The sequence below is a fragment of the Enterobacter sp. Lyrl_3 genome, assembly GCF_051948675.1.
In the GTDB taxonomy this organism is placed as follows: Bacteria; Pseudomonadota; Gammaproteobacteria; order Enterobacterales; family Enterobacteriaceae; genus Enterobacter; species Enterobacter cloacae.
The window spans coordinates 339,501-364,873 of sequence record NZ_JAYJLI010000004.1; the positions used below are offsets into that span (position 1 = coordinate 339,501).

22 protein-coding genes are annotated in these 25,373 nt (G+C 58.5%); 13 read left to right on the forward strand and 9 right to left on the reverse strand.

Going from position 1 to position 25,373, the window contains the following annotated elements; genetic code table 11:
* Window positions 1–10 precede the first annotated feature (10 nt).
* Entirely contained in the window at window positions 11–769 is a 759-nt protein-coding gene (gene miaE, locus VF709_RS11540; protein ID WP_149896516.1) for a tRNA isopentenyl-2-thiomethyl-A-37 hydroxylase MiaE, read from the reverse strand.
* 46 nt (window positions 770–815) lie between these two features.
* On the reverse strand, window positions 816–1,232 hold the full coding sequence (rraB, locus tag VF709_RS11545; RefSeq protein WP_149896515.1) for a ribonuclease E inhibitor RraB: 417 nt from the start codon (window positions 1,230–1,232) through the stop codon (window positions 816–818).
* Window positions 1,233–1,331: 99 nt separating this feature from the next.
* Between rraB and argL the strand changes: the two genes are divergently transcribed.
* From argL to xynR, 3 genes are all read left to right on the forward strand, one after another.
* The gene (gene argL, locus VF709_RS11550) at window positions 1,332–1,427 is read left to right on the forward strand and encodes a putative translational regulatory protein ArgL (RefSeq protein WP_213014347.1); all 96 of its coding nucleotides are present in this window, start codon (window positions 1,332–1,334) and stop codon (window positions 1,425–1,427) included.
* Window positions 1,397–2,401, forward strand: a complete 1,005-nt coding sequence (argF, locus tag VF709_RS11555) for an ornithine carbamoyltransferase (protein WP_014830469.1) — start codon at window positions 1,397–1,399, stop codon at window positions 2,399–2,401. Before argL ends, argF (VF709_RS11555) begins: the two co-directional genes overlap by 31 nt.
* Window positions 2,402–2,571: 170 nt before the next feature.
* Entirely contained in the window at window positions 2,572–3,330 is a 759-nt protein-coding gene (xynR, locus tag VF709_RS11560; protein WP_040020432.1) for a DNA-binding transcriptional repressor XynR, read from the forward strand.
* Between the two features lie 4 nt (window positions 3,331–3,334).
* On the opposite strand, the gene VF709_RS11565 is transcribed toward xynR, so the two are convergent.
* From VF709_RS11565 to VF709_RS11585, 5 genes are all read right to left on the reverse strand, one after another.
* Window positions 3,335–4,945 carry a glycoside hydrolase family 43 protein gene (locus VF709_RS11565; protein ID WP_149896514.1) on the reverse strand — a complete coding sequence of 537 codons (1,611 nt, stop codon included), beginning with the start codon at window positions 4,943–4,945 and terminating at the stop codon, window positions 3,335–3,337.
* Between the two features lie 11 nt (window positions 4,946–4,956).
* Window positions 4,957–6,339: an MFS transporter gene (locus VF709_RS11570; protein WP_149896557.1), complete on the reverse strand. Its 1,383-nt coding sequence runs from the start codon at window positions 6,337–6,339 to the stop codon at window positions 4,957–4,959.
* Window positions 6,340–6,563: 224 nt separating this feature from the next.
* On the reverse strand, window positions 6,564–8,531 hold the full coding sequence (gene yagF, locus VF709_RS11575) for a xylonate dehydratase YagF (RefSeq protein WP_149896513.1): 1,968 nt from the start codon (window positions 8,529–8,531) through the stop codon (window positions 6,564–6,566).
* A gap of 14 nt (window positions 8,532–8,545) precedes the next feature.
* Window positions 8,546–9,454: a 2-keto-3-deoxygluconate aldolase gene (yagE, locus tag VF709_RS11580; protein WP_038418567.1), complete on the reverse strand. Its 909-nt coding sequence runs from the start codon at window positions 9,452–9,454 to the stop codon at window positions 8,546–8,548.
* A 228-nt stretch (window positions 9,455–9,682) separates the two neighbouring features.
* Window positions 9,683–10,135: a YhcH/YjgK/YiaL family protein gene (locus VF709_RS11585; protein WP_038420865.1), complete on the reverse strand. Its 453-nt coding sequence runs from the start codon at window positions 10,133–10,135 to the stop codon at window positions 9,683–9,685.
* Window positions 10,136–10,807: 672 nt separating this feature from the next.
* Between VF709_RS11585 and arcA the strand changes: the two genes are divergently transcribed.
* The 10 genes from arcA (at window position 10,808) to gbpA (ending at window position 19,745) form a co-directional block, all read left to right on the forward strand.
* A complete protein-coding gene (gene arcA / locus VF709_RS11590) occupies window positions 10,808–12,028 on the forward strand; it encodes an arginine deiminase (RefSeq protein ID WP_013095371.1) in 1,221 nt (406 codons plus the stop codon).
* A 9-nt stretch (window positions 12,029–12,037) separates the two neighbouring features.
* Complete coding sequence (gene arcC, locus VF709_RS11595; RefSeq protein WP_440231634.1) at window positions 12,038–12,949, forward strand: carbamate kinase; 912 nt, start codon at window positions 12,038–12,040, stop codon at window positions 12,947–12,949.
* Window positions 12,950–13,041: 92 nt separating this feature from the next.
* The gene (gene argF, locus VF709_RS11600; protein WP_013095369.1) at window positions 13,042–14,046 is read left to right on the forward strand and encodes an ornithine carbamoyltransferase; all 1,005 of its coding nucleotides are present in this window, start codon (window positions 13,042–13,044) and stop codon (window positions 14,044–14,046) included.
* Between the two features lie 47 nt (window positions 14,047–14,093).
* Window positions 14,094–15,497 (forward strand): YfcC family protein, encoded by a 1,404-nt coding sequence (locus tag VF709_RS11605; RefSeq protein ID WP_029883481.1) that lies wholly within the window; start codon window positions 14,094–14,096, stop codon window positions 15,495–15,497.
* A 75-nt stretch (window positions 15,498–15,572) separates the two neighbouring features.
* Window positions 15,573–16,052: an arginine repressor gene (locus VF709_RS11610; protein ID WP_013095367.1), complete on the forward strand. Its 480-nt coding sequence runs from the start codon at window positions 15,573–15,575 to the stop codon at window positions 16,050–16,052.
* A gap of 100 nt (window positions 16,053–16,152) precedes the next feature.
* Window positions 16,153–16,257: a pyrBI operon leader peptide gene (locus tag VF709_RS11615; RefSeq protein WP_022646880.1), complete on the forward strand. Its 105-nt coding sequence runs from the start codon at window positions 16,153–16,155 to the stop codon at window positions 16,255–16,257.
* Window positions 16,258–16,291: 34 nt separating this feature from the next.
* On the forward strand, window positions 16,292–17,224 hold the full coding sequence (gene pyrB / locus VF709_RS11620; protein ID WP_014830458.1) for an aspartate carbamoyltransferase: 933 nt from the start codon (window positions 16,292–16,294) through the stop codon (window positions 17,222–17,224).
* A gap of 12 nt (window positions 17,225–17,236) precedes the next feature.
* Window positions 17,237–17,698, forward strand: coding sequence for an aspartate carbamoyltransferase regulatory subunit (gene pyrI, locus VF709_RS11625; protein WP_013095364.1), 462 nt, complete (start codon window positions 17,237–17,239; stop codon window positions 17,696–17,698).
* 74 nt (window positions 17,699–17,772) lie between these two features.
* Window positions 17,773–18,159 (forward strand): 2-iminobutanoate/2-iminopropanoate deaminase, encoded by a 387-nt coding sequence (gene ridA, locus VF709_RS11630; RefSeq protein WP_006810315.1) that lies wholly within the window; start codon window positions 17,773–17,775, stop codon window positions 18,157–18,159.
* 131 nt (window positions 18,160–18,290) lie between these two features.
* Window positions 18,291–19,745: an N-acetylglucosamine-binding protein GbpA gene (gbpA, locus tag VF709_RS11635; protein WP_149896511.1), complete on the forward strand. Its 1,455-nt coding sequence runs from the start codon at window positions 18,291–18,293 to the stop codon at window positions 19,743–19,745.
* Window positions 19,746–19,839: 94 nt separating this feature from the next.
* Here gbpA and VF709_RS11640 read toward each other — a convergent pair whose 3' ends face one another.
* Both VF709_RS11640 and mgtA read right to left on the reverse strand, forming a co-directional pair.
* A complete protein-coding gene (locus VF709_RS11640) occupies window positions 19,840–22,224 on the reverse strand; it encodes a beta-N-acetylhexosaminidase (protein WP_440231637.1) in 2,385 nt (794 codons plus the stop codon).
* A gap of 335 nt (window positions 22,225–22,559) precedes the next feature.
* Window positions 22,560–25,268 (reverse strand): magnesium-translocating P-type ATPase, encoded by a 2,709-nt coding sequence (gene mgtA, locus VF709_RS11645; protein ID WP_048971415.1) that lies wholly within the window; start codon window positions 25,266–25,268, stop codon window positions 22,560–22,562.
* Between the last annotated feature and the right edge of the window lie 105 nt (window positions 25,269–25,373).

Genomic DNA, 25,373 nt, shown 5'->3' on the forward strand with positions numbered 1-25,373 from the left:
TTATGCCGGTTTACACCGGCACGCCGCTGTGGAAGCGAAACTCGTTGTCCGGTGTCGAGATAAGTGTGGCTTCAATTTCGCCAAAAAGCTTTATGCGCGGTGAGATATCGTCGTCGCTCACCTGCCGGGCCAGCGTCAGGTAGTCCTGATAATGGCGCGCTTCCGAGCGCAGCAGCGAGAGATAGAACTTCTGCAGGTCGTCGTCGAGGAACGGGGCCAGCGCGGCGAAGCGTTCGCAGGAGCGGGCTTCGATGTAGGCGCCGCAGATGAGCTTGTCGATCAGCGTCAGCGGCTCGTGGGTGCGCACGTCCTTCAGCATCCCTTTGGCGTAGCGGCTGGCGGTGATTTTGACGTACGGAATGTCGCGGGCCAGCATCGCCTCGCGCACCTGCCAGAAGTGGTGCAGCTCCTCTTTAATCAACAGTACCATGCTGTCGATGAGCGCCTGGCCCCACGGGTCGTCGGTTTTGGGCATCACGCTTTTGCCAATCTGCCTGTGCAGGGCGATGAAGTCCGGCTCCGGGCCGTCGCGGAAGGTGAACATTTCGTAGGGTTTGAGCCAGTCGAGCAGCGCGTCAGCACCGCTTTCGTCGGCGACGTATTTACGCACGAGTAATAGCGCGGTCTGGGCGGCCTTGAGCTCGCACACCATGTGGTCGGTGAGCAGCAGCGGCAGGTTCGCCGGGTCGCGGGCTTTATCAATCCATGCTTGCGGGGTCGGGCACTGGAGGAAGTTAAGTACAGGGGCGAGTATCTGCGGGTAATCCATGGTTCTGCCTTGAAAAAGCGGTGGCGCGTGCCACCGCCTGAAACGCTTAGTGACGCACGCCGTCGTCGTCTTCATCGACGTAATCTTCGTCTTCGCCGTCTTCACCGTTCGGATCTTCGAAGTAGGTTCCCCAGCCGTCGTACTCCACGCCAAACTTCTCGGCCAGGTTCATCAGCTGTTCTACCTGCGCGTCGATCAGCTCCGCCTTCAGCGCGCCTTCGCTCAGGATGTCGCAGCAGATGACGGTATCGCCCTCTTCCACTTCCAGCTCTTCCGGCTCGGTCACTTCGTAACCCAGTTTAAAAGCTTCCACCGCCATTTTTTCCAGCGCGTCGAAATCATCCGCAGAGAAATGGTGCTCGATGGTGTACAGCGCGTCCGGATCGCTACCGTCTTCCAGCAGCTCTTCAATAATCAGACGCGTCTCTTCGCGTTGTTCTTCCAGGTGTTCCGGGTTTGCCATGGGTCATTCCTCTTTAAAGTGCGGCAGATACTTCTATTTTCACACACGGACGTGTTTGCCTCCACCTTTGTGAGAAAGATTTGTTAAACGGGGTTGCAAATGAATAATTACACATATAAAGTGAATTTTAATTCAATAAGTGGCGTTCGCCATGTGAGGATAAAATGTCTGATCTGTACAAGAAACACTTTCTGAAATTGCTCGACTTTACCCCTGCACAGTTCACTTCTCTGCTGACTCTTGCCGCACAGCTCAAAGCCGATAAAAAAAATGGCAAGGAAGTACAAAAGCTTACTGGCAAAAACATCGCGCTCATCTTCGAAAAAGACTCAACCCGTACACGATGCTCTTTCGAAGTTGCCGCATTTGACCAAGGCGCGCGCGTCACGTATTTAGGGCCGAGCGGCAGCCAGATTGGGCATAAAGAGTCAATTAAGGACACCGCGCGCGTGCTCGGGCGGATGTACGACGGCATTCAGTATCGCGGTCACGGCCAGGAAGTGGTCGAGACGCTGGCACAGTACGCGGGCGTGCCGGTGTGGAACGGGCTGACCAACGAGTTCCACCCAACGCAGCTGCTGGCAGACCTGCTGACCATGCAGGAGCATCTGCCGGGTAAGGCGTTTAACGAGATGACGCTGGTCTACGCGGGCGACGCGCGCAACAACATGGGCAACTCAATGCTGGAAGCGGCAGCGCTGACCGGACTGGATCTGCGTCTGGTAGCCCCGAAGGCCTGCTGGCCGGAAGAGAGCCTGGTGGCGGAGTGCAGCGCGCTGGCAGAGAAGCACGGCGGCAAAATCACCCTGACGGAAGACGTGGCGGCGGGCGTGAAGGGTGCGGACTTTATCTATACCGATGTGTGGGTGTCGATGGGCGAAGCCAAAGAGAAGTGGGCGGAGCGGATTGCGCTGCTGCGCGGGTATCAGGTGAACGCGCAGATGATGGCGCTGACCGGCAACCCGAACGTGAAGTTCCTGCACTGTCTGCCGGCGTTCCATGATGACCAGACCACGCTCGGCAAGCAGATGGCGAAGGAGTTCGATCTGCACGGCGGGATGGAAGTGACGGACGAGGTGTTTGAGTCGGCGGCCAGCATCGTGTTTGACCAGGCGGAAAACCGGATGCATACGATTAAGGCGGTGATGGTGGCGACGCTTGGGGGTTGATTCCTCTGTGGTCTGGTGCCCTCACCCCGGCCCTCTCCCACAGGGAGAGGGGGAAAACACTAAAAAACGACAACAGGGTTGTCGTTTTTGCTTTTACCTCCCCTTCATTGATTTTTCACCCCGAAAAAGGTACGTTTTCGCCTTAATTCCAGCGTGGACATACCAGCATTATGCCGATTATTCAGTCTGTTGAACGTGCGTTGCAGATCCTCGACCTGTTCAACGAGCAGGCCACCGAGCTTAAGATCACCGACATCAGCAAACTGATGGGGCTGAGCAAGAGTACCCTCCACTCGCTGCTGAAAACCCTGCAGCTTCATGGCTATATCGATCAGAACCCGGAGAACGGTAAATATCGCCTCGGCATGAAGCTGGTCGAGCGCGGTCATTTCGTCGTGGGCTCCATCGATATTCGGCAGAAGGCGAAAGGCTGGCTGACGGAGCTGTCCCAACGGACCGGGCAGACCACCCATCTGGGGATCCTGGACGGGCGTGAAGGGGTTTATATCGAGAAGATTGAAGGCAAGCTGGCCGCAATCGCCTATTCGCGCATTGGCCGCCGCCTGCCGGTTCACGCCACCGCCATCGGCAAGGTGTTGATTGCCTGGCTGGGCGAGACCGAGCTGAACGCCCTGCTTGAGGGTTATCAGTACACCACCTATACCCCTTCCACCCTCGCCTCTCGCGAAGCATTGATGGCCGCTCTGGCGCAGACCCGCGAGCAGGGCTATGCCCTGGATAGCGAAGAGAACGAGCAGGGCGTGCGCTGCGTAGCGGTGCCGGTGTGGAACCATGAATCCCGCGTGATTGCCGCCCTGAGCCTGTCGACGTTGACCTCGCGCGTGGACGATGCCGGGCTGGCTGATTTCCGCGAGCAGCTTCAGCAGGCCGGGCTCCAGCTTTCACGCGCGCTGGGCTACCCGGCCTGAGCCGTTAAACCGGCTCGTAGGTGAAGTAGTCGAAGTCCGCGTGGCAGCCGTCGCCGCTGATGTCCTCGCAGTGCAGCCCCACAAACGCGCCGGTAAAGAAGCCGCGCCCGCCGATGTAGTCGTCCGACAGCTTCCACGCCTCATACGTTACCGGCACGGTGTGCCACGTCTCGCCGTCAAACGAGTAGCTGTAGCGGTAGACCAGCGTATCCACATCCACCCGCAGCCAGACGCTCTCCGCACTCTCCGGCACCGGAATCGGCTGCTCATGCAGCGGCCATGACGGCACATTGTGGTCGAGTTGAATAACCTTGATGGTTCTCCCCTGCCCCTCCTCGTAGTCCACAAAGCAGTAGCTCCAGTTTTTGCTGTTGTAGTAGCAGGTCAGTCCGGCGCTTTGCTGGAAGTGAACCGGCGAGAACTGCATCCGCGTCTCCGCCCGGAAGGCGAAGTGCTGCCAGCGGCGTGCCACGGTCGACTGGGTAAAGGTCGAGTTGAGCGAGTCGTTGCCGTAGAGCCGTAAATAGCCGGGGCGCGCGGTGAGTGAGCCGAGGGTGTCGTCGAACGGGATGCGCAGGGTCTGCAGTTCCGGGTCAAGCGTGCTGCCGTCGAAATCCTCCCGCCAGCTGCCCGTAACGGATGCAGGCTGTTCCGCCATCTGCGGGCCTTTCACGGTCAGCTGCGCGTGCTTGCCGCCTTCCACGTACGGCCAGCCGTCGCGCCATTCAATGCGGGCGATACCGGTCTCGCGCCCCAGCGGACAGTAGCCGCGTCCGCCGGTGGCCAGCAGCGGCACGCCGGGCAGGCGCAGCGGGCGGCTGGTGAGATAGGCCATGTACCACTCCCCGGTGTGGGTCTGCAGCAGCGAGCCGTGGCCGCTCTTCTGCAGCGGGTTCTCCGGCAGGTGCCAGCTGGTCATCATCGTCACCTCCGGGTGCAGCTCGTACGGCCCGTCGATGGTTTTTGAACGCAGCACCACAACCGCGTGCTCGTAGCTAGTGCCGCCTTCGGCGACCATCAGGTAGTACCATCCCGCGTGGCGATACAGGTGCGCGCCTTCGGTGTAGCAGAGCGGCGTGCCGGTAAACAGCGTTTTGCGCTCGGGCGAGAGGGTGCCGGTCTGCGGGTCAAACTCCTGCATCACGATGGTGTTGTGCGGGTTGCTGTGGTGGCGCGGCCCCCACGGACGGTAGATATAGTACTTGCGGCCATCGTCGTCGTGGAACAGGGACGGGTCAAACCCGCCGTTGCCCATCGGGATCGGCTCGCTCCACGGCCCCTCGATGGACGGCGCGGTGACCAGGAAGTTGCGGCCATTTTTCCACGGCGAATCGACAATCTTTACGTCGGTGTAGAGCAGCCAGAATTTGCCGTCGGCATAGCTCAGGCACGGCGCCCAGATGCCGCCGGAGTCCGGGTTGCCCTTCATGTCCAGCATCGACACGCGGTCCAGCGGGGTGCTGACCAGCGACCAGTTTTTCAGGTCACGGGAGTGATAGATGCGCACGCCCGGGAACCACTCGAAGGTCGAAGTGGCGATGTAGTAGTCCTCGCCCTGACGACATAAAGACGGATCCGGGTTGAAGCCGGTGAGTATTGGGTTGGTGATTTCCATATTGCCTCCGGTTAATGGGATGCGGCTGTCGCTGCGTCGGGAACGGCCTCGCCCTGCGCCGCGCGGTGCTTGATCAGCTGCTGGCTGATGGCCTCCACGCGGGCATCGGTGAGCTTATAGAACGACAGCATGATGAACATGCCCACGTAGAGCACCACCGGCACCACGCAGAACAGAATTTTGATGGTGGTCAGCACCTCAACCGGCTGCACGCTGCTGCTGGCGGAGTAGTTGACATACGCCAGGATCCAGCCCACCACCGCCCCGCCAATCGCCAGGCCAATCTTCAGGCTGAACAGATAGGTGGAGAACACCAGCCCGTCGAGGCGTCGCCCGCTGCGGCTCTCCTCGTAATCCACCACGTCAGAGGCCATCAGCCACTGCAGCGGCGTGGTGGTGTTAAAGACGAACAGGAACAGGATGTTGAGGGCGAAAATCAGGGCGATATGCTCCGCCGGGGTGACGAAAATCAGCAGGCTGATCAGCGAGTAGGCGACGATGATCCACTTGAACGCTTTTACCCGGTCGAAGCGGCCCAGCAGACGGGAGGAGCAGAGCGAGCCAAACATGGTGGCGAGGCTGCCGTAGAGTAAAAACTGGGTCGCCATCTCCGGGTGATCCATCACGTATTTGACGAAGTAGAGCGTCGCCCCGCCGCGTACCACGTTAGAGCAGGTCGCCATCATCTTGAACGCGCACATGATCCGCCATTGTCCGTTGCCCAGCAGCAGCTTAAGGTCTTTCGCCACCGACGAGCCCGTCTGCACCTCAAAGGTGTAGCGCTCTTTGGTGGTAAAGAAGCAGACGTAGAGCAGCACCACGCCGGTCAACCCCAGCACACACATGGCGCCGAAATAGCCCACCTGCTCGTCCCCTTTGCCGATGATGCTCACCAGCGGCAGCGCGATGCCGCTAATGGCAAGCGAGCCCGCCGCCGCCAGGAAGAAACGCCACGACTGCAGGGCGTGACGCTCTTTCGGGTCGGCGGTAATCACGCCCGGCATGGCGCAGTACGGCACGTTAACGAAGGTGTAGACCAGGGTCAGCAGAATGTAGGTTACGCAGGCGTAGATGATTTTGCCCTGCGCGGAGAAATCCGGCGTGTAGAAGGTCAGCATGCAGACGATGCCAAACGGGATCGCCCCCCACAGCAGGAAAGGGCGGAACTGGCCGTAGCGCGTGCGGGTGCGGTCCACCAGCAGCCCCATCAGCGGGTCGGTCACGGCGTCGAGCACGCGGGAGACCAAAAACAGCGTGCCCATAATGCCCGCCGACAGGCCAAACACGTCGGTATAAAAGTAGGCCAGCAGGAACATGGTGGCCTGCCAGACAAAGCCGCAGGCGGTGTCACCCAGCCCGTAGCCAATTTTATCTTTCATGGTTAATTGCATCATCATCGCACCTTTATTTTCGTATGCTGATTTCACAACATCGTGTTAATGGAGTGTAATGAGCTGTTCAATTAACCAGCAATGGTCATATCTTATTTCCGAATTACGATATTTTGCTTTTGTGACGCCACCGATATATCACAACGCATTGTTTAAATTGATAAATTTAAGATACGCTAAAACCGTCCACGGGATATTTCCCGTAGACGGTATCGCTCAGAAAATAATTAAAGTCCGAGTGCTTTTTTACCGGCGTTAATTACCTCGATAATTTTATCGGTGTCATAAATACAGCCTTTCCAGGTGCCGCCGCTCACCGACTGTAATGCCGCCCACAGGCGGGTATCGTCCGGCAAAAAATCATGAGGGTGCAGGTCCGGGTGCGTCTGTCTTACTGCCAGCTCGCGCGCGCCCTCTTCCGGCGTCAGCGGGTTTTCTGCGGTACCGATAAAGTTGACGCTGCCCGTCAGGGTCAGGCGATCCACGGCAATCTCAATGATGTCGTTGTCGCGCAGCTTGCCAATCGGCCCGCCCGCCAGCGCTTCCGGCGACACGTGGCCGAAGCAGGCGCCCGTCGACACGCCCGAGAAGCGCGCATCGGTGATTAACGACACCGTCTTGCCCCACGAGATATGCTTCAGCGCAGAGGTGAGCTGGTAGGTCTCTTCCATGCCGGTACCGGACGGCCCACCGCCGATCACCACCATGATATCGCCCTGTTTAATCTCTTCCTGCTTGATGGCTTTAATCGCCTGTGCTTCCGAGACAAACACCCTTGCCCGGCCCGTATGACGGTAAACGCCATCGTCACCCACCACCGACGGGTCAATGGCCGTGGCCTTGATCACCGAGCCTTCCGGCGCGATGTTGCCCGTCGGGAAGCAGACCGTCGAGGTCAGCCCTCTCGCTTTTGCCTTCTCCGGCGGGAGGATCACATCATCCGGATCCACGCCGTCCTGCTCGCGCAGGCACTGGCGGAAGCGTTTACGGCGCTCGGACGCCTGCCACCAGTCGAGGTTCTCGCCCACCGTCTGGCCGGTGACGGTCATGGCATCCAGATGCAGCAGGCCGAGATCGCGCAGGTGGAGCATCACCTCCGGCACGCCACCCGCGAGGAAGGCGCGCACGGTCGGGTGATAGTCCGGGCCGTTGGGCAGCACGCTGACCAGGCGCGGCACCCTGCGGTTGACGCGTGTCCAGTGTTCTACGTCCGGGATCGTGCAGCCCGCCGCGTGGGCGATGGCCGGGATGTGCAGCAGTAAATTGGTGGAGCCGCCGAACGCCGCGTGGATCACCATGGCGTTTTCGATGGCTTTATCGGTGAGGATATCGCGCGTGGTGATGCCGCGGTTATCCAGCTCGCTCACCGCCCGCGCCGACTGGCGGGCAATTTCCAGCCACACCGCCTGTCCGGACGGCGCCAGCGCGGAGTGCGGCAGCGCCAGACCCAGCGCTTCGGCCACCACCTGCGAGGTGCCCGCCGTGCCGAGGAACTGGCACCCGCCGCCCGGCGACGCACAGGCGCGACAGCCCAGTTCGGCGGCCTCCTGCAGGGAGAGTTCATGGTTGGCGAAGCGCGCGCCGATGGTCTGCACCTTGCCCGCGTCTTCCCCCACGGTCGGCGGCAGCGTCGCTCCGCCCGGCACCAGAATGGTCGGCAGGTCGTGCATCGCGGCCAGCGCAATCATGGTGGCAGGCAGCCCTTTATCGCAGGTCGCCACGCCAATGACCGCCCGGCGCGTCGGCAGGGAGCGAATCAGACGACGAAACACAATCGCCGCATCGTTGCGGTACGGCAGGGAGTCGAACATCCCGTGTGTGCCCTGCGAGCGCCCGTCGCACGGATCGCTGACGAAGGCCGCAAACGGGATCCCGCCGTTGCGGGTGATCTCCTTCGCCGCGGCCTGCATCTGCATGCCGATCTCCCAGTGCCCGGTGTGGTAGCCCAGCGCAACCGGCCGTCCGTCACCGGCGCGGATGCCGCCCTGAGTGCCAATAATCAGCACCTCTTTGCCGGTCAGCTTGTTGGCGTCCCAGCCCATCCCGGCGTTCTGGGTCATGCCGAACAGGTTGCCGCTGGGGGATTCCATCAACATCTGCGGAGTCAGCGGCAGCGCGCCCTGCGGCCCCGCCGCATGGGTGATGACGGCATAAAACGCATCATCCTGCGGGGTGAAAATTTTCTCGATGGTCATGGTTATCGTCCGGCTCAGCAGAGCTTGAGCTGTTGCAGCAGGGTTTTCAGCTGCGCCTTACGCGGCTCGTCCAGCGCAGAGGCGGGCGGCAGCACGTGGGTAGAAATCGGGCGGCCGCAGAGCACAATCGCCTCTTTAATGACGTTCACAAACGGCGTATCCAGCTGATACATCTGCGGTATTTGCAGTAAGGTCTGATGATACTCAGCCGCTTTCGCCACGTCTTTATCCCGCCAGGCTTTCAGAAGATTCACCGACACCTGCGGAGCAAAGTTGCCGCTGGCCGAGATCGCCCCATCGCCGCCGAGCAGCAGGGTATTAAACAGATGATCGTCGTAGCCGCACAGCACGGTGAAGTGCGGATGGGCGGTTTTGACGGTGTGGATCATGCTGCGCAGATGGGCCACGGAGTCGATGGTGTCTTTAATGCCGACGATGTTGCTGCGCGAGTCGGCCAGGGTTTTCACCAGCGCCGGCGTCAGATCCTGCCCGGTCAGCGCCGGGAAGTTATAGAGGATCACCGGCAGCGTGACGCTGTCGGCCACCTGCTCGAAATAGCGGATCAGGTTCGCTTCAGACACCTTCCAGTAGTAGGGGTTGATCACCACGATACCGTCCGCCCCCGCCTGCTGGGCATGCTGGCTCAGTTCAATGGTTTCCCGGGCGTTGGTGCCGCCGGTGCCGATCAGCACCGGCACACGACGATCGACGTGATCGATAGCAAAGCGGGCAATGGTTTTACGCTCTTCGGCGCTGAGCTGGGAGAACTCACCGCCGCTGCCCAGGAAGAACAGGCCGTCAACGCCTGCCGCGATCAGATCGTCGATCAGCGCGGCGGTGCCCTGCTTATCAAGCTGGCCATCGGCGGTAAAAATGGTGGAGACAGGGGGAATGATTCCCGTGAACAACGCGGACTGCGGCATGAGATCTCCTTGCTGAATCATTTTGTTCTACATTATAGAACAGCGTTCATTAATTTAACGATCATACTATGACGCAGAAAAAGCGCAGGTAAATGAGAGATGAGGAGGGAGTGCGGGAAATTTAAGCTGGATCACATTATGCGTGGGTGCGGTCTGGTGCCCTCACCCACGGGGGAGAGGGTGTAAAAGTTCCCTCTCCCTGTGGGAGAGGGTTAGGGTGAGGGCAAATTACCCCACCAACATCTTAACAACCACTTTTCTGACCTTAGCAGGCGCTCCCACCGCGCACAGCGGCTTATGCATTTCACCCGGCCAGAACACCACGAAATCCCCATCGCTCAGCACCACGGTTTTCTCCTGCTCGCCTTCCGGCAGGAACGCGATGTCTTTATCCGCCAGCCAGTCGGTGTCCGGCGTGCCGTGTGGCAACGTACTGAACGTCATCCCTTCCTGCCCTTTGAGCACAATCTGAATGTCCAGATAGCGCGCATGGTACTCCGCGCGGCGCTCGGCAAACGGCTGGGTCATGTCTTCGGAGACCAGATAAAACAGGTTGTTGCCGTTGATGTCGTGTTTGCCCGACGGGGTGGCGTCGGTGACATGGGCCTTAACGTGCTCGATGGCCTGACGCAGGGGTTCCGGTAGCCAGGCTTGCAGATGGTGGATGTTGCCGATAATCATAATTAAACCCTCATAATAAAACACCGTTTCATTTTTATCTTTTATACGAGAATTCAAACTGCCATACCAGCCCTTTTTCGCGGAGAGTTGCGCGAACGCATGTTTATCGGGAAAGGTGTTAATCTGCTGTTAATCCCTCACAGGCATTTATGCAGTTGTTATGCATAACCTCAGCGCGTCGTGACGGTGCCGTGACTCTAACTCACTGATTATACTGCCTTCATCATAAAACTCGCACCAGCTTCACACTTTATCATTTTGATTATTTGCTATTAAATTCCATAATTATTTATTGATTTTTCTTAAGTCAAAAATAGTTAATTGGCTATTCTGCATAGCCATTCCGCACAGGAAATAAAATCATTTAAAATCAATAGTATAACCAAATATGTCAAAACATTAAATTCTACAAAATAATAACAACCTCAAATAATGCCAACGGATCCTGCTTAGCTATTCACCGGCTAATAATATCAAATTAATCATTATCTGATGCGAATCATGCAAATGAAAACAAACTACTCAATACCTAATTTCACGTGAGCAACATCACAATACGGTTTATTTAAGCGCCTACTATTGACCACGAAATCAATTGAGCTTAGCCGCCATATCATTACACGAATATGGCGCATGCCCTTTTTATTCTGAAAAACAGTTAAAGGAATAATTATGGAAAAGCATTATGTCGGTTCTGAAATTGGTCAATTGCGTAGCGTGATGCTGCACCGCCCTAATTTAAGTCTTAAACGCTTAACGCCATCAAACTGTCAGGAGCTGTTATTTGATGATGTGCTCTCGGTTGAGCGGGCGGGTGAGGAGCATGACATTTTCGCAAACACGCTGCGCGAGCAGGGTGTGGAAGTCCTGCTGTTGACCGACCTTCTCACTCAAACGCTTGATATTGCAGAGGCGAAAGCCTGGCTGCTGGAGACGCAAATCTCCGACTACCGTCTCGGCCCCACCTTTGCCAGCGATGTCCGCGGCTGGCTGGCGGATATGCCGCACCGGGAACTGGCGCGCAGACTGAGCGGCGGATTAACCTACGGTGAAATTCCGGCGGCGATTAAAAATATGGTGGTGGATACCCACACGGCGAATGATTTTATTATGAAGCCGCTGCCAAACCATTTATTTACCCGCGATACCTCGTGCTGGATTTATAACGGCGTCTCCATTAACCCGATGGCCAAACCGGCCCGCCAGCGTGAAACCAATAACCTGCGAGCCATATATCGCTGGCATCCGGCATTCGCCGATGGCGAATTTATTAAGTATTTCGGCGACGAGAATATTAATTATGACCACGCCACCCTGGAGGGCGGCGACGTATTAGTGATTGGCCGCGGTGCGGTATTAATTGGCATGTCTGAACGCACCACCCCGCAGGGCGTGGAGTTCCTCGCTAATAGCCTGTTTAAACATCGCCAGGCCGAGCGCGTGATTGCCGTTGAGCTGCCAAAACACCGCTCCTGCATGCACCTCGACACCGTCATGACCCACATCGACGTGGACACCTTCTCCGTCTACCCGGAAGTGGTGCGTAAAGACGCCCAGTGCTGGACGCTCACCCCGGACGGACGCGGCGGCCTGCTGCGCACCCAGGAAACCGACCTGCTGCACGCCATCGAGAAAGCGCTCGGCATTAATCAGGTACGCCTGATCACCACTGGCGGCGACGCCTTTGAAGCCGAGCGCGAGCAGTGGAACGACGCCAACAACGTGCTCACCATCCGCCCGGGCGTGGTGATCGGCTACGAGCGCAACGTCTGGACCAACGAGAAATACGACAAAGCGGGGATCACCGTGCTGCCTATCCCGGGCGACGAGCTGGGACGCGGTCGCGGCGGCGCGCGCTGCATGAGCTGCCCACTGGAACGCGACGGAATTTAAGGAGCCACTATGGAACGAAAACCCACTCTGGTTGTGGCCCTGGGCGGCAACGCATTGCTCAAACGCGGCGAACCGCTAGAAGCCGAGATCCAGCGTAAAAACATCGATCTCGCGGCCCGTACCATCGCCGGGCTGACGGAGCAGTGGCGCGTGGTGCTGGTGCACGGCAACGGGCCGCAGGTCGGGCTGCTGGCGTTGCAGAACAGCGCCTACGACAAAGTCGCCCCCTACCCGCTGGACGTTCTCGGCGCCGAAAGCCAGGGGATGATCGGCTACATGCTCCAGCAGGCGCTAAAAAACAGCCTGCCCCAGCGCGAGGTGAGCGTGCTGCTCACCCAGGTGGAGGTGGACGCCGCCGACCCGGCCTTCAGCAACCCGACCAAGTACATCGGCCCGGTCTACAGCGAAGCCCAGGCAATAACGCTGCAGGCGGAGAAAGACTGGGTGTTCAAGGCCGACGGTAACTACTTCCGCCGCGTGGTGCCCTCTCCGCAGCCGAAACACATCGTTGAGAGCGACGCCATCGCGGCGCTGATCCAGCGCGACCACCTGGTGATCTGCAACGGCGGTGGCGGCGTACCGGTGGTGGAAAACGCCAATGGCTATCACGGCATTGAGGCGGTGATCGACAAAGACCTCTCCGCCGCCCTGCTGGCGCGCCAGATTGAGGCGGATGCCCTGCTGATCCTCACCGATGCCGACGCGGTGTACCTCGACTGGGGCAAACCAACCCAGCGTCCGCTGGCACAGGTGACGCCGGAACTGCTCAAGGGCATGGCGTTCGACGCCGGTTCAATGGGGCCGAAAGTGGCCGCCTGCCGCGAGTTTGTTGAGGCCTGCAACGGGATTGCCGGGATCGGCGCGCTGGCCGACGGCGCGGAGATCCTCGCGGGCGAGAAAGGCACGTTGATTCGTAACTGAATAACTTCCCCCTCACCCGACTCTCCCTCTCCCCGTGGGAGAGGGCCGGGGTGAGGGCACCAGACAGCTAACGATTTAAAAAGGATTTACACATGACCATCAACCTGAAAAACCGCAACTTCCTCAAACTGCTGGACTATACCCCGGCGGAGATCCAGTACTTGATCGACCTCGCCATCGAACTGAAGGCCGCCAAAAAAGCCGGACGTGAGAAGCAAACCCTGGTCGGGAAAAACATCGCCCTGATTTTTGAAAAAACCTCCACCCGTACCCGCTGCGCCTTTGAAGTGGGCGCATTTGACCAGGGCGCGCAGGTCACCTACCTCGGCCCAAGCGGCTCGCAGATTGGCCATAAAGAGTCGATGAAAGACACCGCCCGCGTGCTGGGCCGCATGTATGACGGCATCGAGTATCGCGGCTACGGCCAGGCCATCGTCGAAGAGCTGGGCGAGTACGCGGGCGTGCCGGTATGGAACGGCCTGACTGACGAGTTCCACCCCACTCAAATCCTCGCCGATCTGATGACCATGCTGGAGCACTCGCCGGGCAAAACCCTGCCGGAGCTGAGCTTTGCCTATCTGGGCGACGCGCGCAACAACATGGGCAACTCGCTGATGGTCGGTGCGGCCAAGATGGGAATGGATATCCGCCTGGTGGCACCAAAGTCCTTCTGGCCGGAAGCGGGGCTGGTTGAGCAGTGCCGCGCCATCGCAAAAGAAACGGGCGCACGCATCACCCTTACCGACGACGTAGAAGAAGGTGTGCAGGGAGCCGATTTCCTCTACACCGACGTGTGGGTCTCCATGGGCGAGCCGAAGGAAGCCTGGGCCGAGCGCGTCAGCCTGATGAAGCCGTATCAAATCAATGCGCAGGTGATGAAGGCCACCGGCAACCCGAACGTCAAGTTTATGCACTGCCTGCCGGCGTTCCACAACGAACACACCAAAGTGGGCCGCGAAATTGAGATGGCTTACGGACTGAAAGGGCTGGAGGTGACGGAAGAGGTCTTTGAATCACCAAACTCTATTGTCTTCGACGAAGCAGAAAACCGTATGCACACCATAAAAGCCGTCATGGTGGCGACACTCGGCGACTAATCACCGCCCGGCGCGCCACGGGGTGCGCCGGGGTTCAGGAGAACATCATGGGCAAGTTTAAGTTTCCCTCCGCTTACACCATTCTCTTTTTTCTGATTGCCGTCGTGGCCGTGCTGACGTGGATTATTCCGGCCGGACAGTACCATATGGCAATGAACGAGGCGCTCGGCAAGGACGTGCCGGTTGCCGGGACCTACGCGCACGTGGCGGCCCACCCGCAGGGGCTGGTTTCCGTACTGATGGCTCCCATTGCCGGGCTGTACGATCCGGAGTCCGGCCAGGCCGGGGCGATCGACGTAGCGCTGTTTATCCTGATCATCGGGGGATTTCTCGGGATCGTCACCAAAACCGGGGCGATCGACGCCGGGATCGAGCGCGTCACCACGCGATTACGCGGGCGTGAAGAGTGGATGATCCCGATCCTGATGGCGCTGTTCGCCGCAGGCGGCACCATCTACGGCATGGCCGAAGAGTCACTGCCGTTCTACACCCTGCTGGTGCCGGTGATGCTGGCCGCCCGTTTTGATCCGGTTGTTGCGGCCTCCACCGTGTTGCTCGGCGCGGGGATCGGCACGCTCGGCTCTACCATCAACCCCTTCGCCACGGTGATCGCCGCCAACGCCGCCGGGATCCCCTTCACCAACGGGATCGCCCTGCGCGTGGCGCTGCTGGTCATCGGCTGGATCATCTGCGTGGCATGGGTAATGCGTTACGCCCGTAAGGTGCGCCAGGATCCGTCTCTTTCCATCGTTGCAGACAAACAGGAAGAGAACCGCGCCCATTTCCTCGGTAACAAGGACGCACAGACGCTGGAATTTACCCCGGTACGCAAAATCATCCTGGTCATTTTCGCCCTCGCCTTCGCGGTGATGATTTACGGCGTGGCGGTGCTGGGCTGGTGGATGGCGGAGATCTCGGCGGTGTTTCTCGCCAGCGCCATTATCGTGGGGCTTATCGCCCGCATGAGCGAAGAGGAGCTGACCTCAACGTTTATCAACGGCGCACGAGATTTGCTGGGCGTCGCGCTGATTATCGGCATCGCCCGCGGTATCGTAGTCATCATGGATAAGGGCATGATTACCCACACCATTTTGCACAGCGCGGAAGGGCTGGTCAGCGGGTTATCCACGGTGGCGTTTATCAACGTGATGTACTGGCTGGAGGTGGTGCTGTCGTTTCTTGTGCCTTCTTCATCCGGCCTGGCCGTTCTGACGATGCCGATCATGGCACCGCTTGCCGATTTCGCTAACGTCAACCGCGACCTGGTAGTCACGGCTTACCAGTCAGCCTCCGGTATCGTTAACCTGGTGACGCCCACCTCCGCGGTGGTTATGGGCGGGCTGGCTATCGCCCGCGTGCCCTATGTGCGCTACCTGAAATGGGTGGCGCCGCTGCTGGGGATACTCACGGTGGTGATCATGGTGGCGTTAAGCCTGGGGGCAGTATTGTGATGTTTTGACGTTGTAGGCCCGGTAAGCGTAGCGCCACCGGGCGTTTTGTTTCAGCCACTTACATGGGAAATAGTTATGACGGAATATGGTGATTACTCTCCAAAAGAACAGCTACAGCTGACGGTCTGTCAGCGCCTGATCGCAGAAAAAAGCTATCTCTCCCAGGAAGAGATTCGCCGCGATTTGCAGGAGCGTGGTTTTGAGACCATCAGCCAGTCCACCGTTTCACGTCTGCTCAAGTTGCTTGGTGTCATAAAAATTCGAAATGCCAAAGGGCTAAAGATTTATTCGTTGAATCCTCTTCTGCGCCCTGCCCCCGACGCCGCGCGTACCGTTTCCGAAATGGTGGTCAGCGTGGAGCATAATAGCGAATTTATCCTTATTCATACCGTGGCCGGATATGGCCGCGCGGTGGCGCGCATTCTGGATTATCACCAGTTACCGGAAATTTTAGGCGTGGTTGCCGGAAGCAGTATTGTCTGGGTCGCCCCCCGGGTGGTGAAGCGTACCGCGCTGGTGCATAAGCAAATTAATTATTTACTCAGAACGCATTAATATTCATAAAGAACCGTTTGCATTGAGTAAAGCGTGCATTAAATTGCTTGATCCGGACATCGGGGTGCGTATAATGCCCGACAATTTGCCGGGAGGAAGCATGGTCAAGCGTGTTCGACATAACGTCTTACCGCGTCTGAAATCAGACGCTGGCCTGCCGTTTTTCTTCCCGTTGCTAAACCTATTCCCAGAGCCCCTCATTTGAGGGGCTTTTTTTTGCCCGGCGTCAGGAGATAAACATGAATCCGCTTTATCAAAAACACATCATTTCCATAAACGACCTCAGCCGCGAAGAGCTGGAACTGGTTCTGGAAACCGCGGCAAAACTGAAGGCCAATCCGCAACCGGAGCTGCTGAAGCACAAGGTGATTGCGAGCTGCTTCTTTGAAGCCTCGACCCGCACGCGCCTCTCCTTTGAAACCTCCATGCACCGCCTGGGCGCGAGCGTGGTGGGCTTCTCAGACAGCAGTAACACGTCGCTGGGTAAAAAAGGCGAAACCCTGGCGGATACGATTTCAGTGATCAGCACCTACGTTGACGCGATTGTAATGCGTCACCCGCAGGAGGGCGCGGCCCGTCTGGCGACCGAGTTCTCCGGCGGTATTCCGGTGCTGAACGCCGGTGACGGTGCCAACCAGCACCCGACGCAAACCCTGCTGGATCTGTTCACCATTCAGGAGACCCAGGGCCGTCTGGAAAACCTGAACATCGCCATGGTGGGTGACCTGAAATATGGCCGCACGGTTCACTCCCTGACCCAGGCGCTGGCGAAATTCAACGGCAACCGCTTCTTCTTCATCGCCCCGGACGCGCTGGCGATGCCGCAGTACATTCTCGACATGCTGGATGAAAAAGGCATTCCGTGGAGCCTTCACGCCAGCATCGAAGAGGTGATGGGCAACGTGGATATTCTGTATATGACCCGCGTGCAGAAAGAGCGTCTGGATCCGTCCGAGTACGCCAACGTGAAGGCGCAGTTTGTGCTGCGCGCCAGCGACCTCGAGGGTGCGCGCGACAACATGAAGGTGCTGCACCCGCTGCCGCGCATCGATGAGATCACCACAGACGTGGATAAAACGCCGCACGCCTGGTACTTCCAGCAGGCCGGAAACGGCATCTTCGCCCGCCAGGCGTTACTGGCACTGGTTCTGAATCGCGAATTGGCTCTGTAAGGGGAAACGACAATGACACACGATAACAAACTCCAGGTTGAAGCCATCAAACGTGGCACCGTGATTGACCACATCCCTGCGCAGGTCGGCTTTAAGCTGCTGACGCTGTTTAAACTGACCGAAACCGACCAGCGCATCACCATCGGCCTGAACCTGCCGTCAGGCGAAATGGGCCGCAAGGACCTGATCAAGATCGAGAATACTTTCCTGACCGACGAGCAGGTTAACCAGCTGTCGCTGTACGCGCCGGACGCCACCGTTAACCGCATCGACAATTACGACGTGGTGGGCAAATCACGCCCAAGCCTGCCGGAGCGGATTGAGAGCGTGCTGGTTTGCCCGAACAGCAACTGCATCAGCCACGCGGAGCCGGTCTCCTCCAGCTTCGCAGTGAAAAAACGCGCCGATGACATCGCACTCAAATGCAAATACTGCGAAAAAGAGTTTTCTCATTATGTGGTGCTGGCCAACTAATTGAGGTTGGTAAAGGATCCCGGCCTCCCTATAATGGCCGGGACTCTTAAATCAGCTGTTATTCTGGAGAAATCATGACCAAAGTACTCGCGACGGAAAATGCACCAGCGGCTATCGGCCCATACGTTCAGGGCGTTGATCTGGGTAGCATGATTATTACCTCTGGCCAGATCCCGGTGAACCCGAAGACCGGTGAAGTGCCAGCCGACGTAGCGGCGCAGGCGCGTCAGTCGCTGGAAAACGTGCAGGCGATTGTGGAATCCGCAGGCCTGAAAGTGGGCGACATCGTGAAAACCACCGTTTTCGTGAAAGATCTGAACGATTTCGCCACCGTTAACGCTACTTATGAAGCGTTCTTCACCGAGCATAACGCCTCTTTCCCGGCGCGCTCCTGCGTGGAAGTGGCTCGTCTGCCAAAAGACGTGAAAATAGAAATCGAAGCGATTGCCGTACGTCGCTGATTGATAGCAGCAGAGAATGGGCGGCTTCGGCTGTCCATTTTTTTTGGTTATTTTTCCTCTCACCACAGCATGACCTTCCCCACCCGCCATTAATAACATCACCCTGCGTATTTATTATTAATGGACTAACAATGAAATTATCAAAAATTGCCCTTGCGATGGCGACCCTGACCGTTGCCTCATCCGCTTTAGCGCACGGATATATTGAGTCTCCTGCCAGCCGCGCTTATATGTGCAAGCTCGGTCAAAACATTGACTGTGGCTCTGTTCAGTATGAACCGCAGAGCGTGGAGAAAACCTCCGGCTTCCCGGGCGGTGCGATGCCGCCAGACGGCCAGCTTGCCAGCGCGGGGATTGCGAATTACTCCCAGCTGGATAAACAGAGCCTGAACGCGTGGACGAAAAGCCCCATGACCGCCGGCCCGCATGAGTTTGTCTGGTATCACACCGCGCCGCACAAAACCACCAACTGGCGTTACTACATCACCAAACAAAACTGGGATCCGAATAAACCCCTGACCCGCGATCAGTTTGAATTAACCCCGTTCTGTACCGTGAATGGAAATGGCCAGGCCCCCGCGATGCGCAAAGCCATGACCTGTAATGTACCTGCGCGAACGGGTTACCAGGTGATTTATGGCGTCTGGGAAATAGCGGATACCTCGAACAGTTTCTACCAGGCCATTGACGTTGATTTTGGTAACGGCGGCAATGTTACCCCGGATGACGGTGCCGGCATCGAATCAGAGTGGAGCAAAGTCCTCAGCGGCCAGATTGCAGGAAATAACCTGAACGTCGGCGATAAGGTCATTGCCCGCTTCTTCGATGCGCACGGTGAAGTAACCTCCCTGCGCACAGAAATAACGATCGCCACGGCCGCGCAGGGGGATGCCAACCAGTGGTCGTACGATCTGGCGCAGAAAATTAACACCGCGCACCAGGACATTCGCGTCGGCGTGAAGGATGAGGGCGGCGAGATTAGCCCGGTCCATGGCGCGAACAGCGTCTTCGTCAAAGAGGGCAGCGCCCTGCAGTCCGTTGCGATTTCGTACGAAGAGCAGAAGGCAGAGGTCAATGAAACCATCGCCGTCAGCAATTTGCACTACAGCAAAATCGAGAACGGCAATGCGACCGTCACCTTCCATGTGAATACTCACGGTAACGTCGATTTCGAAGCCCACGTCATGAACCATCACGGGGCGGAAAAAGGGTACCTGAAGCAGGAGATGAATAACGTGAATCAGGACGTCACCCTGACGCTGACCGGCGTTGAGGCGGGTCACCACATGCTGAAGTACTACGCCACCAATAAAGACGGCACGCTGTTTGCGCAGGATGTGCTGAACCTGATGCTGGAAGAGGAAGCCGCGGCGGACAACAGCACCAGTCAGCATGATTACATCTTCCCGGATAACATCGCGTCGTACAAAGCAGGCACCGTGGTGTTGCAGCCAAAAGACGGTAAGACCTACCAGTGTAAGCCTTTCCCGTACAGCGGTTACTGCGTGCAGTGGAGCAAGTATGCGACCCAGTTTGAGCCGGGCACCGGTTCACACTGGAAAGAGGCGTGGGTGCTTAAGCACTGAGTCCCCTCACCCTAACCCTCTCCCCAAAGGGGAGAGGGAACCGATCGAGCCCCTCGCCCCTTTGGGGAGAGGGGTTGGGGTGAGGGGGTTTTTCCTACTGATTCCGCGTCGCGCGCAGCAGCGTCTCCAGCGGGTACACCGCCGCAATCACCACTTCGTCCTGAACCTTCGCCGCGTTATCCAGCTCGCTCTGAATTGAGGCGATCTCTTTATCGTCCAGCGTACCCTGACGCGCCACCAGATCGGTGAGCCTCAGGCCAATCGAGGCCAGCTTATCCACCTCCTGAATCACCGGCTTGATCGCCTTCAGCTGATAGCTGTTTTCACTCAGTGCCAGCGCGTCGCTGGTATTGCTCTGCCAGCGGTTAAACACATGGCGCAGCGCGTCGGCACTTTCGGTATCCTCGGCGTCGCTCACCAGACGGTCGGCCCATTTGTTCATCTGGCGCACGGTGGCGCTTTCGGCGTTCAGCGCATCCGCGAAGCGGTTGAGCGGCTCAAACTGATGGTAGTTTCCGGCCTGGAATTTGAGATGCTGACGAGTGTAATACTGCGCAGGCTCCACCGCCTGGGCGAGGATTTGCAGCGGCAGCGTATCGGCATTCCCGGCAAGGCGCGTGAACTGCACCTGCTGCTGGGTGTGCTGCTGCAGCCCGACCGAGACCGTCGACCAGCTGTCCATCGCCTGCAGGCGGGTGTACATGTTGTCGACATCGGTAACATCCTGCGCGGACCATAACCGCTCCGCCACCGCAAAGGTACGCGGCCACAGACGGATATCCAGCACCGGCGCCACCACGTTTTCCGCCCACAGCGCGGCTTCTCCGCCAAGCAGATTAACCTGATGCGCGATATCCGGCACCACCGGCGGAGTGCCTTTAGGGACCTCATCCAGACGCGTGCCGCTGATCGGGTAGCGGACATTCCCCACCAGGAAATAACCCGTGAGCTTATCGTTATCAACCGACACCACCGGGCGCGTTTCGCCCATCCAGGTATCAACGGTAAACGTCACCTGATTGTCATCGCGCCACGCAATGTTGTCCACCGCGCGGCGGGACTTGCCGGCAAAATCAATAATTCCGCGCCAGCTGGACTCCCCTTTCACCAGCGTAAAGCTGCCTTCGACCGGCTTGCCTTTCAGACTCGGCATGGAGAAGGCCCAGCTCTGGGCGCTGTCGGTGTCGGCCATCACGTCCACGCCGTTTAAAGCCTGCGGAACGATCTCATTGCGGTAGTGGTAAGCGGTGGACTGCGGCTGATCGAGATAGAAGCCCGTCGAGAGGATCCCTTTGTAGCCGTTCTGCGCCACCAGTCCCAGCGCATCCTGCCCCTGCCAGGACTGGATCAGAATGCTTTTGGGCAGATCGGGATGGTAGATCTCATCCCAGCCCACCATCTGCCGGTGGTGTTTTTCAAGGATCGTTTCCAGCTTGCGGTTGAAATACGCCTGCAGCGCGTGGCTGTCCGCCAGCTTGTGGTCGCGCATAAACTGCTGAATGGCCGGATTCGCTTTCCACTGGCTGTCGTCCACCTCATCGCCACCGATATGAAGATAAGGATCGGGGAAGATCGCCGCCAGTTCGCTGACCATCGCGTCAGCAAACGCGTAAGTGGCCTCTTTGGTCGGATCCAGCACCGGCTTTAAGACTCCCCAGTGGCGCTCCATTTCGTACGGCCCCGGCGCGCTCATCAGCGCCGGGTAGGCCACGGCAATGGCCGAGGCGTGGCCTGGCATATCGATCTCCGGTACGACGCGGACACCGCGCTCGGCAGCATAGCGGACAATCTCGCGCATCTGCTCTGGCGTGTAGAACAGCCCGTCGCTGGCAAGCTGGGTCAGCTTAGGATAGCGCTTTGAGCTGAAACGCCAGCCCTGATCGTCGGTTAAATGCCAGTGCAGCACGTTGAGTTTTGCCGCGGCCATACCGTCGATCTGGCGTTTGATATCCGCCAGCGGGATAAAGTGGCGCGCCGAGTCCAGCAGCAGCCCGCGCCACGGGAAGCGCGGGGAATCTTCAATGGTCACCCACGGTACAGAGGTGTTTTCCGCGCCGTTTTGTACCAGCTGGAGCAGCGTTTCCATGGCACGCAGCGCGCCGAAGCGGGTGTTGGCGGAGATATCCACCCCGTTGGCATCCACCGTCAGCCTGTAGCTTTCGTCGCTGTCCGGCAGCGGCTGCGGCTTCACTTTTTTGGCAATGGCAATGCGGATGGTCGGTTTTTCGGGTTTGTCGGCCTGCGCCTGCAGCGTCCAGCCGGTTTGCAGGGCAATGCGCTGGCGCAGGCGGTTAACGGCGTCACCGAGATCGTCTCCGCTGACGCTTACGGAGAGTTGATTATTAAGCACCAGCGCGCCCTGAGTGGTCGGGCGTTCAACCTTCGCAGGCCAGGGCATCAGGGGAAGATCGCCTGCCGGGGCGGCAAACGCTGACGCGCCGAGCAGCAGCCCGGCGGTTAAGAGGCTGTACCGTAACATGAATGTTCCTTATCTGACGGGCCAAATATCCCCGTCATACTTCAAGTTGCCTTTGCGTTGGCTGCACTCGTTCACCCCGGTCACTTACTTATGTAAGCTCCCGGGGATTCACTCCCTTGCCGCCTTCATGCAACTCGAATTATTTAGGGTATAAAGGCAAAACATTCTGGTAACATGCGCTCAATTTGTCGTCAAGCGAATGCGCCGACGGAGATCACAGGTTGTTGAATTTGAGAGGAAAGCCAGTCCCCTCACCCCGGCCCTCTCCCTGGAAGGGAGAGGGTGTAATCATCCCCTCTCCCTTCCAGGGAGAGGGTTAGGGTGAGGGTATGTTTTTACTGCCAACCATACCGACGCGCGTAAAACCCTTTCACCATCTGTGTCAGCACCATATAGCCCGCGAGGATCGCCACCAGCCACGGGAAGTAGCTCAGCGGCAGCGCCTGCAGCTGCAGGTAGCTGGCCAACGGTGAGAACGGCAGCGCGATGCCAAGCGCCATCACAATCCCCGTCATCACAATCAGCGGCCAGGCGGCTCGGCTCTGGATGAACGGAATACGACGTGTGCGGATCATATGCACAATCAGCGTTTGCGACAGCAGCCCCACCACGAACCAGCCGGACTGGAACAGGGTCTGATGTTCCGGCGTATTGGCGTGGAACACAAACCACATCAGGCAGAAAGTCAGGATGTCAAAGATGGAGCTGATCGGGCCAAAGAAGAGCATAAAACGCCCCAGATCCGCCGGGTTCCAGCGCTGCGGCTTCTGGATCTGCTCGTCATCGACGTTATCAAACGGGATCGCCACCTGAGAGACATCGTACATCAGGTTCTGGATCAGCAGATGCAGCGGCAGCATCGGCAGGAACGGCAGAAACGCGCTCGCTACCAGCACGCTGAAGACGTTACCGAAGTTGGAGCTGGCGGTCATTTTGATGTATTTCAGCATGTTGGCAAAAGTCCGACGCCCTTCGATCACGCCCTCTTCCAGCACCATCAGGCTCTTTTCCAGCAGGATGATGTCTGCCGCTTCGCGGGCGATGTCCACCGCCCCGTCCACGGAGATACCGATATCCGCCGCACGCAGCGCGGGCGCGTCGTTGATACCGTCGCCCATAAAGCCCACCACGTGCCCTTCCCGACGCAGCAGGGTGACGATGCGCTCTTTATGCATCGGCGTCAGGCGGGCAAACAGCGTGGTGTGCCGGGCAAGCTGAGCCAGCTCGTCGTCACTGAGGTGTTCGATATCGCTGCCTACCACCACGTCACCCGCGTCCAACCCCACTTCGTGGCACACTTTGGCGGCCACCAGCTCGCTGTCGCCGGTAAGGATTTTCACGGTGATCCCGCTGGCCTTCAGCGCTTTCAGCGCCGGAGCGGTGGTCTCTTTCGGCGGATCGAGGAATGCGATATAACCCTCGAGGATCAGATCGGATTCGTCGATACGCTGATAGTCCCCCTCGCGCGCAGGCAGGAATTTGCTCGCCACCGCCACCACCCGCAGCCCCTGACGGTTCAGGTTATCCGTGACGCGTTTGATGCGGCGCAGCATGGTGTCGTCCAGCGGCACGATGTCGCCGTTGTAGCGCACCTGGGTGGAAACATTGAGGATCTCCTGCAACGCGCCTTTGCAGATCAGCTGGTGCACATCCGGCTGCTCGCTGACCACCACCGACATCCGGCGGCGCTCAAAATCGAACGGGATCTCATCCACCTTCTGCCAGCGGCCAGAGAGTGAGCGGGCAGACTCTTCATCCACCCCTTCCAGCACCGCAACATCGAGCAGATTTTTCAGCCCGGTCTGGTAGTGGCTGTTCAGCCAGGCGCTGTGCAGCACGCGTTCGCTGGTTTTACCGGCGATATCGGTGTGGTTCTCCAGCACGATTTTATCCTGCGTCAGCGTGCCGGTTTTGTCGGTGCAGAGAATGTCCATCGCGCCAAAGTTCTGAATGGCGTCGAGGTGTTTGACGATTACCTTCTGTTTTGACAACTTCACCGCCCCGCGCGCCAGGGTGGAGGTGACAATCATCGGCAGCATTTCCGGCGTTAAGCCAACCGCCACGGAGAGCGCAAACAGCGCGGCTTCCCACCAGTCGCCTTTGGTGTAGCCGTTGATCAGCAGCACAATCGGCGTCATCACCATCATAAAGCGGATCAGCAGCATGCTGACGCGGCCAATCCCTTTCTGGAACGCGTTCGGCTCGCTCTCCTGCTCTGTCACACGTCCGGCAAGCTGGCCAAACCAGGTATTGCCGCCGGTGGCGGTGACAATCGCCTGCGCCGTGCCGCTGACCACCGTGGTGCCCATAAAGCACAGGGTGTCGCACTCAAGCGGGTTCATCTGCTGCGGATCGCGAGTTCGCGCCACCTTTTCCACCGGCAGGGACTCCCCGGTGAGCGAGGCCTGGGCCACGAACAGATCGCGCGCCTGGATGATGCGTAAATCCGCCGGGATCATATCCCCGGCGGCGAGCTTCACCAGATCGCCCGGCACCAGCTGGTCGATGGGCAGTTCGACCCAGGCGTTTTCACCCAGATCGTTGATGACTCGCGACACGGTCGCGGTGTTGCTGACCATCGCCTTCAGGGCATCCGCCGCTTTGGTGGAGCGCGCTTCCTGGATAAAGTTCAGCAGCGTGGAGATCCCCACCATCAGGGCGATAACGCCTGCGGCAAACAGATCTTCAGTGGCATAAGAGATAATGCCCAGCACCGTCAGTAGCAGGTTGAAGGGGTTGCGGTAGCAGATCCACAGATGCACCCACCACGGTGCCGGTTTTTGCGCCGGGATAAGGTTATCGCCATGCACGGCCCGGATTTTTTGCACTTCAGCCGCATTCAGCCCTTCCGGATGTCCGTTAAAGGCGCGCCAGACTTCGTTCTCATCCATCGCCGCCACGTTAAGGCAACGCTCGGTCAGGCTGGCGGGAATAGTGGCGCCGGAGAAATTTTTGCCGTTTGGCAGCGGATCGCGCTGAACCAGACGGTGTGGCAGGTGGCGGCTCAGCAGCGCCTGCAGCTGCCGGGTGATATTTTTAAACATAGTCATTCCCCCGCATCCGCCAGGGCGGACGCAGTCATTCCTGCAGGCGTGGCAAAGCCGTACCTGACAGGCACTTAAATTTTCAAGCAGGAACGTTCAGAACGT